10 protein-coding genes and 1 tRNA gene are annotated in these 9,668 nt (G+C 63.7%); all 11 read left to right on the top strand.

Annotated elements, in window-relative coordinates; translation table 11 throughout:
* Positions 1-93: 93 nt before the first annotated feature.
* Positions 94-1,920, top strand: a complete 1,827-nt coding sequence (locus HHJ19_RS11355; RefSeq protein WP_296907331.1) for a peptidase M61 — start codon at positions 94-96, stop codon at positions 1,918-1,920.
* A gap of 75 nt (positions 1,921-1,995) precedes the next feature.
* Positions 1,996-2,784 carry an enoyl-CoA hydratase gene (locus tag HHJ19_RS11350; RefSeq protein ID WP_296907327.1) on the top strand — a complete coding sequence of 263 codons (789 nt, stop codon included), beginning with the start codon at positions 1,996-1,998 and terminating at the stop codon, positions 2,782-2,784.
* Between the two features lie 36 nt (positions 2,785-2,820).
* A tRNA-Met gene (locus HHJ19_RS11345) sits at positions 2,821-2,897 on the top strand.
* A 204-nt stretch (positions 2,898-3,101) separates the two neighbouring features.
* Complete coding sequence (locus tag HHJ19_RS11340) at positions 3,102-4,157, top strand: peptidase U32 family protein (protein ID WP_296907324.1); 1,056 nt, start codon at positions 3,102-3,104, stop codon at positions 4,155-4,157.
* A 14-nt stretch (positions 4,158-4,171) separates the two neighbouring features.
* Positions 4,172-5,074, top strand: coding sequence for a U32 family peptidase (locus HHJ19_RS11335; RefSeq protein ID WP_296907329.1), 903 nt, complete (start codon positions 4,172-4,174; stop codon positions 5,072-5,074).
* A 5-nt stretch (positions 5,075-5,079) separates the two neighbouring features.
* The gene (locus tag HHJ19_RS11330; RefSeq protein WP_296907322.1) at positions 5,080-5,700 is read left to right on the top strand and encodes a hemolysin III family protein; all 621 of its coding nucleotides are present in this window, start codon (positions 5,080-5,082) and stop codon (positions 5,698-5,700) included.
* 14 nt (positions 5,701-5,714) lie between these two features.
* Complete coding sequence (locus tag HHJ19_RS11325; protein WP_296907319.1) at positions 5,715-6,221, top strand: SCP2 sterol-binding domain-containing protein; 507 nt, start codon at positions 5,715-5,717, stop codon at positions 6,219-6,221.
* The gene (locus HHJ19_RS11320; protein WP_296907316.1) at positions 6,218-6,664 is read left to right on the top strand and encodes a putative zinc-binding protein; all 447 of its coding nucleotides are present in this window, start codon (positions 6,218-6,220) and stop codon (positions 6,662-6,664) included. Before HHJ19_RS11325 ends, HHJ19_RS11320 begins: the two co-directional genes overlap by 4 nt.
* Positions 6,661-7,290 (top strand): UbiX family flavin prenyltransferase, encoded by a 630-nt coding sequence (locus HHJ19_RS11315; RefSeq protein WP_296907313.1) that lies wholly within the window; start codon positions 6,661-6,663, stop codon positions 7,288-7,290. The genes HHJ19_RS11320 and HHJ19_RS11315 overlap by 4 nt, the downstream gene beginning before the upstream one ends.
* Positions 7,291-7,372: 82 nt before the next feature.
* The gene (gene ubiD / locus HHJ19_RS11310) at positions 7,373-8,857 is read left to right on the top strand and encodes a 4-hydroxy-3-polyprenylbenzoate decarboxylase (protein ID WP_296907310.1); all 1,485 of its coding nucleotides are present in this window, start codon (positions 7,373-7,375) and stop codon (positions 8,855-8,857) included.
* A 50-nt stretch (positions 8,858-8,907) separates the two neighbouring features.
* Positions 8,908-9,668: acyl-CoA dehydrogenase family protein (locus HHJ19_RS11305; RefSeq protein ID WP_296907308.1), on the top strand; the 761-nt coding region annotated here is incomplete at its 3' end.

Here is a 9,668-nt window from a genome sequence, read left to right as displayed (position 1 = left end):
ATTTTTTATAGCAGATTCAACGCATTTCAAAAGCATCGGGTGGGCACGCGCCGGCCTGTGCTGCAGCCGACCAGTCCCCTCCTTTTTTACAAGATGCCAGCTCCCACCCGTAAGCCGCCCGCCCCCCTTCACTACCGCGTCGAGATCGGCGACCTGCACGCCCACCTGTTTCGTGTCACGCTGACGATTGCCAAACCGGCGGCGCTGCAGCGCGTGTCCCTGCCAGTCTGGATTCCGGGCAGCTATCTGGTGCGCGAGTTCTCCAAAAACCTCCAGGGTCTGCAGGCGAGCCAGGGCGTAGGTGCCGCCGCGCCATTGCGGCTTGAGCAACTTGACAAATGCAGCTGGCAAATCGAGTGCGCGCCCACCAAAGCGCTGGTACTGCGTTACGAGATCTACGCCCGGGACAACTCCGTTCGCACGGCCTGGCTGGACGCGCAGCGCGGCTTTTTCAACGGCACCAGTCTGTGCCTGCGGGTCGAAGGCCAGGAGCAATCGCAGCATGTGCTGCAGCTGCCGCCGCCCGGCGCCTCCAGCGGGTGCAGCGGCTGGTCGGTTGCCACCGGCTTGAGCCCCCAGAACATCAACTCGCAGGGTTTTGGCAGTTATGCGGCAGCCAACTACGACGAACTGGTCGATTGCCCGGTCGAAATGGGCCTGTTCTGGAGCGGCAGCTTCAGCGCGCGCGGCGTGCCGCACCGTTTTGTTGTGGCCGGTGCGACGGCCGCGTTCGACGGCAGCCGGCTGCTGGCCGATACGCAAAAAATCTGTGAGACTGAAATCCGTTTTTGGCACGGCAACAAAAAACCCCCCTATACAAGCTATCTTTTCATGCTCAATGCCGTGGACGACGGCTATGGCGGTCTGGAACACCGAAACTCCACCGCCCTGATCTGCAATCGCAAGGATCTGCCGCGTCTCGGTGAAAACAAGGCCCTGGACGGCTACACCACGCTTCAAGGCCTCATCAGCCACGAATATTTCCACACCTGGAACGTCAAGCGCCTGCGTCCCGCAGAATTTGAAAACTACCGTTACGACAGCGAAAACTACACCGGCCTGCTGTGGTTTTTCGAGGGCTTCACCAGCTACTATGACGACCTGCTGCTGCGCCGCGCGGGCCTGCTGGACAACGCAGGCTATTTAAAGCTGCTGACCAAGACCGTCAACCAGGTTTTGCAATCCCCGGGGCGGCTGGTCCAATCGGTCGCGCAAGCCAGTTTTGATGCCTGGGTCAAGTATTACCGGCAGGACGAAAACACACCCAACGCGACGATCAGCTATTACGCCAAGGGCGCGCTGGTCGCGCTATGTCTTGACCTGACGCTGCGCAGCGAGGGCCGCGCCACGCACCAGGCCACGCTCGATGACGTGATGCGCGCCATCTGGCTGCGCTGCAATGCAGGCACCATGCGCGAACAGGATCTGGCCGAAATTCTTCAAGTGGCCGGACAGCGCTCATTTGCAGCCGAACTGGCGCGCTGGGTCCATGGCCGCGACGAGCTTCCGCTGCAGCAATTGCTGCAGCAGCAGGGCATCGCCGTGCTGCAGGAACCGGCCCAGCTCGCACAGCGGCTGGGCCTGCGCGTCAGCGAAAGCCAGGGCGTTCACATTTCAACCGTGCTGCGCGGCGGCGCGGCAGAGCGCGCTGGTTTTGCGGCGGGCGACGAATGGCTGGGGCTGGAGCCGGCCCGCCAGGCACCGGCCCGACGTGCGCCAGCGAGCGCCAGCGGCTGGCGCATGAGTCGGCTCGACGACCTCACGCTGTATGCAGGCTCCGCCAGCGAAGTGATCGCACTGGTCGCGCGAGACAAGCGCCTGCTGCGGCTTGAGCTGAGCCTGCCGCCCGCCGTCACCACCTGGCGCCTGGCGGTGCAGGATGCGGCGCTTGCCGACGAGTGGCTGCAAGGGACGGTTTGAGCGCGGCATTGACGGGCTTTTCACCCGAACAACAGCAGTGAACCGACATGATTCTTCCATTTGAAAGGACCTTGAATGACTTATGAAATGATCATCACCCGCACCGAGGGCGCCGATGCGCGCAAGGTCGGCATCGTCACCCTGAACCGGCCCAAGCAGCTCAATGCCCTGAACAACCAGCTGATGGACGAACTGGGCAGCGCGCTCAAGGCGTTCGATGCCGACGACAGTGTCGGCTGCATCATCCTGACCGGCAGCGAAAAAGCCTTTGCCGCCGGTGCGGACATCGGCGCCATGGCGCAATACAGTTTTGCCGATGTTTACAACAACGACTACATTACGCGTAACTGGGAACATATTCGCAGCATCCGAAAACCGGTGATTGCCGCGGTCAGCGGTTTTGCAGTGGGCGGCGGCTGCGAGCTGGCAATGATGTGCGACTTCATCATTGCCGCCGACAACGCCCGCTTCGGCCAGCCGGAGATCAAGCTGGGTATCATTCCAGGCGCTGGCGGCACGCAACGCCTGCCGCGCGCCGTCGGCAAGGCCAAGGCCATGGAGCTGATACTGACCGGCCGCATGATGGACGCACTCGAGGCCGAACGTGCCGGTCTTGTCAGCCGCGTGGTGCCGCTCGAAAAGCTGATGGATGAAGCGCTGGGCGCGGCGCTGATGATCTGCAGCTACGGCCAGCCCAGCGTCTTTGCCGCCAAGGAAGCTGTCAACCGCTCCTTCGATAGCGGTTTGAGCGATGGCGTGATGTTCGAGCGCCGCCTGTTTCACGCGCTGTTTGCCACCGAAGACCAGAAAGAAGGCATGGACGCGTTTGTGAACAAGCGCAAGCCCGCGTTCAAGCACCGCTAAAACACACGCCGCAACCCGCTATAATCTTGGTCGCGAGGTGATATAGCTCAGTTGGTTAGAGCGCAGCATTCATAATGCTGATGTCGGTGGTTCAAGTCCACCTATCACCACCAAATTTTGAAAAGCTCCGCAAGTCACTTACTTGCGGAGCTTTTTTTTGACCAGCGCGGCTGCGGACACTGTTGCGCGCGGACTTCAGGGCCAGACCCATTGCCGGCCGGTTGACGAAGACCACAATACGGCGGGGGCAAGTGGCGTACGCTTGCATTCAGTGCGATGGGCCCCGCCGTTGGGGCTCGCGTCAGAACCCTAGCCGCATGGAACCTTCCACCCGCTTTAGCCAGGCAGCGACCGCCGCCGTGCCTGTCCCTGTCTTTGAACTGGTCTGCCCGGCGGGCAGTCTTCCGGCACTGAAGGCCGCCGTTGACCACGGCGCGAGCTGCGTCTACCTGGGCCTGCGCGACGCCACCAACGCGCGCAATTTCGCCGGCCTCAATTTTGATGAGGCCGCCATCGCCACCGGCATCCGCTACGCCCACGAACGCGGCGCCAAGGTGTTGATGGCGCTCAATACCTATCCGCAAGCCTCCAACCCCGGACTCTGGCGCTCGGCGCTCGACAAAGCCGTTGACCTCGGCGTGGATGCGGTGATCCTGGCCGACCCGGGGCTGATGCAATACGCCGCCTCACACCATCCGGAGTTGCGCCTGCACCTGTCGGTGCAGGGCTCGGCGACCAACTACGACGCCATCAATTTTTACCGCGAGCAATTTGGCGTGGTGCGCGCGGTGCTGCCGCGCGTGCTGTCGCTGACTCAGGTAGAGCAGCTGATTGACAAAACCGCGGTAGAGATCGAGGTCTTCGGTTTTGGCAGCCTGTGCGTGATGGTTGAAGGGCGCTGCGCCCTGTCGTCCTACGTCACCGGCGCGTCCCCCAACACGCACGGCGTGTGCTCACCGGCCAGGGCGGTGCGCTGGCAGCAGACCCCCAAAGGTCTGGAGTCGCGCTTGAACGGCGTGCTGATCGACCGCTATGCCGATGGCGAAAACGCCGGCTATCCCACGCTGTGCAAGGGGCGATTTGATGTGGGTGATGATGAAAATTATTACGCCATCGAGGAACCCGCCAGCCTCAATACCCTTGAACTGCTGCCCCAACTCATGAAGATGGGAGTGCGCGCCGTCAAGATCGAAGGCCGGCAGCGCAGCCCCGCCTATGTCGCCCAGGTCACCAAAGTCTGGCGCGAGGCGATTGACCACTGCATCAGCAACCCGCACCGTTACACGCCCAAGCCGGTCTGGATGGCCAGCCTGGACAAAGTCGCCGAAGGCCAGCAGCACACGCTGGGCGCCTACCACCGGCCCTGGAAATAATGAGCACTTCTTCCCTGAAAATTTCCCTCGGCCCGATCCAGTATTACTGGCCGCGCAATGCCGTGTTCAGCTTTTATGAGGCAATGGCCACAACCAAGGTCGATCTGGTCTATCTGGGTGAAACCGTCTGCTCGCGCCGCCACGAGTTGCGCCTGGCCGACTGGCTTGACATCGCCGCCAGGCTGCAGCGTGCTGGCAAGGAGGTGGTGTTGTCCACGCAGGTGCTGCTTGAATCAGGCGCAGAAGTGGCGACCATGCACAAGATTGCCGAAAACGGCAATTTCGGAGTCGAAGCCAACGACATGGGCGCGGTTCAACGCCTGGCGGGCAAGCATCCCTTCGTGGCCGGGCCACACCTCAACCTCTACAACCTGCCTTCGCTGCAATGGATGGCCTCGCTGGGCGCGCGGCGCTGGGTGATGCCGCTGGAGATGAAGCGCAGCGACCTGACGGTTCTGCAGCAAGACCGCCCCGAGGGCCTGCAAACGGAAGTGTTTGCCTACGGCCGCATGCCGCTGGCCTACTCTGCGCGCTGCTTCACGGCGCGGCAGCGCAACCTGCCGAAGGACGATTGCCGCTTCAGCTGCCTGGAGCATCCCGACGGCCTGCTGCTGAAAACCCGCGAGAGCGAAGAATTCCTGGTGCTCAATGGCACGCAAACCCAGTCCTCCCGCGTTTACAACCTGGTTGACACGCTGGACGACATACGTTCGATGGGCGTCGACGTGGTGCGCCTGAGCCCGCAGGCGCGGCACATGGCCGAAGTCATTGCGCTGTTCGATGCGGCGCGCATGAAAACGCTGGCACCGGCCGATGCAATGGCGCGCCTGCAGCCGTTAATGCCCGGACAGGGCTGCAATGGCTATTGGCACGGCCGGCCGGGGCTGGAGCAAACCAGCGAGCTGGCGCAGGCCTGAACGCGATGTACCACGGCGAGCGCTTCAACAGCATCAGCCACCTGGTTGGCGCGGCGCTCGCGCTGGCCGGTTCGGTGCTGCTGATCGTGCTCGCCTCACGACTGGGCGACCCATGGAAAATCGTCAGCTTCAGCGTCTACGGCTTCATGCTGGTGACGCTCTACGTTTTCTCCACGCTTTACCACAGCGTGCGCGACGGTGGCGCCAAGAACGTGTTGCGCAAGTTCGACCATTGCTCGATCTACCTGCTGATTGCCGGCACTTACACGCCGTTTGCGCTGGTTTCGCTGCGCGGCGTCTGGGGCTGGTGGCTGTTCAGCGTGATCTGGGGGCTGGCGTTGCTGGGCATAGCCCAGGAAATCTGGCTGGCCAAAGGCGCGCGCGTGCTTTCGCTGGTGATTTACGTGCTGATGGGCTGGCTGGCCATGGCGGTGGTCTCGCCGCTGTGGCATGCACTCACGCCTGCCGGTTTTGCCTGGCTGGTGGCGGGCGGTGCCTGTTACACGCTGGGCATCATTTTTTACGCCACTGACCACAAGGTGCGCCACGGCCATGGCCTGTGGCATTTGTTTGTGCTCGCCGGCAGTATTTGCCATTTTTTCGCCGTGCTGCTGTACGTGGCCTGACTACCCGGACTGAAATGACTGCATCTTCTTCTTTTATATTGCCCCAAGCCGTTGCAACCCTGCTGTCCGGTCTGCCGGCCTATCCGGGCTCCATGCTGCTGGTAAGCGCGCTCAACCTGGGTCTGGCGCGCCAGCTGCCGGGCGACGTGCGCCAGTTTTTGCTGAACAAAAAGCTGCGTATCCAGGTGCGTGATGCGCGCCTGACCTTTGACTTTGCATGGACCGGCGAACGCTTTGGCGCCTGCCCCAAACAACAGGCCACCGACCTGACTCTCAGCGCCAGTGCCCATGACTTCCTGCGCCTCGCGCAGCGCCAGGAAGACCCCGACACGCTGTTCTTCAGCCGGCGCATGTCCATCGAAGGCGATACCGAATTGGGGTTGGTGGTCAAGAACGCGCTCGACGCGCTGGAACTTCCGGTGCTCGACCTGCAGCAGTGGGCGCCCCAGCAGGTGCTGGCGCGCATCAGGCATTGGCGCTCGGCGAAAGCCGCTTCGCAGGCGGCCGGAGCCAAACCATGAATGCCCGGGAAATTCCCCGCCCGCTGGTGTATGCCTGCTCGGGTTGCTCCAGCGCCGCGCAACTGGCCAACCATGTCGCGGTGCGGATGGACCGCAGCGGCGTGGCCGAAATGTCATGCATTGCGGGCGTGGGCGGCGACGTGCCCAACCTGCTGAAAACCGCGCGCTCGGGCCGGCCCATCATTGCGCTTGATGGCTGCCCGTTGGTCTGTGTGAAAAGCAGTCTGGCGCGCCACGGTATCAATCCCGATCGCCACTACCAGTTGCAGCAATACGGCGTGAAAAAACGCCAGCACGAAGACTTTGACCCGGCGCAGGCCGAAGCCGTGCTGGCGCGCGTGACCGCAGATCTGACACCCGAAAGGCCTTGCGCGCGCGTGAAGGCTACGGGCGAAGCCGTATACGACCGAAGCGGACGCTCGCTGTCCGTGACGGCCGGATGAGCACAGGCGTACCCCGGCGCATCATCGTCGCCATCTCGGGCGCCAGCGGTGCCGCTTATGGCGTGCGCCTGCTGCAGGCGCTGCAAGGCATGGCCGATATAGAGACGCACCTGGTCGTCTCCGACACGGGCTGGCGCAACTTAAAGCAAGAACTCGATCTGGACCGTCCGTCAGTCGAGGCCATGGCAGACCAGGTACACGACACCCATAACGTCGGCGCAGCCATCGCCAGCGGCTCCTTCAAATGCAGCGGCATGCTGATTGCGCCCTGCTCGATGCGCACGCTGGCTGCCGTGGCGCACGGCCTGAGCGACAGCCTGCTGACGCGCGCCGCCGATGTGGTGTTGAAAGAGCGCCGCCGCCTGGTGCTGCTGGTGCGCGAGTCGCCGCTGCACCTCACCCACCTGCGCAACATGGTCAGCGTGACCGAAATGGGCGGCATCATCTGCCCGCCGGTGCCCGCCTTTTACCTGCGCCCGCAGTCGGTCAGCGACATCATCGACTTCAGCGTGGCACGCGCGCTCGACCTGCTCGACATTTCCCACTCGCTGGCGCCGCGCTGGGCCGGACTGGCGCTTGCCGATGGGGATGCGGCCCGGCCTTCGTTCCCGGCCATTAAACAATAAAAATGATAGCTACCTGTGCCGATAGATAAGGGACAAGGGCCGCTTTTCATCCAGAAATCGCGGCCTGGCCGCTAATTTACCCATGCCATACCACGATCTGCGCGACTTCATGGCCCAGCTAGAGCAGGACGGCGAGTTGCGCCGCGTCAGCCAGCCAGTCTCACCCCACCTGGAGATGACCGCCCTGTGCGACCGCGTGCTGCGCGCCGGCGGCCCGGCGCTGCTGTTCGAGAAGCCGACGGGCCACAGCATGCCGGTGCTGGCCAACCTGTTTGGCACCCCGGCGCGGGTGGCGCGCGCCATGGGCGTGGCCGACCTGCAGGGCCTGCGGCCGTTTGGCGAACTGCTCGCCGCGCTTAAGGAGCCCGAGCCGCCCAGGGGATTGAAGGACATGATCGGCATGGGCGGCCTGCTCAAGACGCTGTGGCACATGGCGCCCAAAGAGCGCAGTTCGGCGCCCTGCCAGGACGTGGTGTGGGAAGGCAATGATGTCGATCTGGCCCGCCTGCCGGTGCAGCATTGCTGGCCCGGCGACGTGGCGCCGCTCGTCACCTGGGGCCTGGTCATCACGCAGGGGCCGCTCAAGGCGCGGCAGAACCTCGGCATTTACCGCCAGCAGGTGCTCTCACGCAACCAGCTTGTCATGCGCTGGCTGGCGCACCGCGGCGGCGCGCAGGATTTTCGCGATCATGGCATCGCCCACCCTGGCCAGCCGTATCCGGTCGCCGTGGCGCTGGGGGCCGACCCGGCCACCATCCTCGGCGCCGTCACGCCGGTGCCCGACAGCCTGTCCGAGTACCAGTTCGCCGGCCTGCTGCGCGGCGCCCGTAGCGAAGTGGTGAAAGCGCTGGGCGTGCCGCTGCGCGTGCCGGCCTCGGCCGAAATCGTGCTCGAAGGCCATATTTACCCGGACGCCAGCCACAAGAGCGGCTACCAGCATGCGCTGGAAGGGCCGTACGGCGACCACACCGGCTATTACAACGAGCAGGCCGAGTTTCCAGTCTTCACAGTGGACCGCATCACGATGCGGCAGGGGCCGATCTATCACTCGACCTATACCGGCAAGCCGCCCGATGAGCCGGCCGTACTGGGAATGGCGCTGAACGAATTGTTCATCCCGCTGCTGCAGCGCCAGTTTCCTGAAATCACCGACTTTTACCTGCCGCCCGAAGGCTGCAGTTACCGCATGGCGCTGGTGCGCATCAAAAAAGCCTACCCCGGCCATGCCCGCCGCGTGATGATGGGCGTGTGGAGCCATTTGCGCCAGTTCACGTACACCAAGTTCATCGTCGTGGTCGATGACGATGTGGATGTCCGTGACTGGCGCGAAGTGGTCTGGGCCATCACCACCCGCATGGACCCGGTGCGCGACACCATGATGGTGGAAAACACGCCGATCGACTACCTCGACTTTGCCTCGCCCGTGAGCGGGCTGGGCAGCAAGATGGGCCTGGACGCCACGAACAAATGGCCGGGCGAAACCCAGCGCGAATGGGGCCGCACCATCACCATGGATGCCGAGGTGACGGCGCGCATGGACCGCCTGTTTGAGGCGATCGGGCTGTAAGCCTGTCGCCAGTGTTGTGACAGTCCCGCGCAGCCCCTCGACAATCCCTCATGGACTTTGCCCACTCCCCCAAAGCGCAGGACCTATGCCAGCGACTTGAAGCCTTCCTGCAGCGCTACCTGCTGCCGTATAACGCTGCCTGGCACCAGTCAGTGCAGGATGGCATTTATCCGCCGCCCTTCGTCGAAGACCTCAAAAGCCTGGCGCGCGATGAGGGGCTGTGGAACCTGTTCCTGCCCGGCCTGACAGACGATGAGCCCGGCACCCGGCTGAGCAACCTCGACTACGCGCCGCTGGCAGAAATCATGGGCCGTCTGCCCTGGGCCGCCGAAGTTTTCAACTGCAGCGCGCCCGACACCGGAAACATCGAATTGCTGCACCGCTTTGCCAGCGCTGCGCAGCGCGCAAGATGGCTCGGGCCGCTGCTCGAAGGCCAGATCCGCTCGGCCTTCGCCATGTCCGAGCCCGACGTGGCCTCGTCCGACCCAACCAATCTGCAGACCACCGTGCGGCGCGACGGCGACGAACTGGTGCTGAGCGGCCGCAAGTGGTTCATCACCGGTGCGGCGCATCCACACTGCAGGCTGCTCATCGTGATGTGCCGCAACGACGAATCCGGCGTCTCCGCCGAGACGCCGGAGCGTCACCACCGGCACAGCCTGGTGCTGGTGCCCGCCGATACGCCCGGCGTGCAGCGGGTTCGCAACATTTCCGTTTTGCACCATCAGGCACCTGAAGGCCACTGCGAAATCCTGCTGCGCGAGGTGCGCGTGCCGGCCGAGAGCCTGCTCGGCGGCTGGGGCGACGGCTT

Source organism: Polaromonas sp., assembly GCF_012927415.1.
Classification (GTDB): domain Bacteria; phylum Pseudomonadota; class Gammaproteobacteria; order Burkholderiales; family Burkholderiaceae_C; genus Polaromonas.
This window is presented reverse-complemented; position numbering and strand designations above follow the sequence as displayed.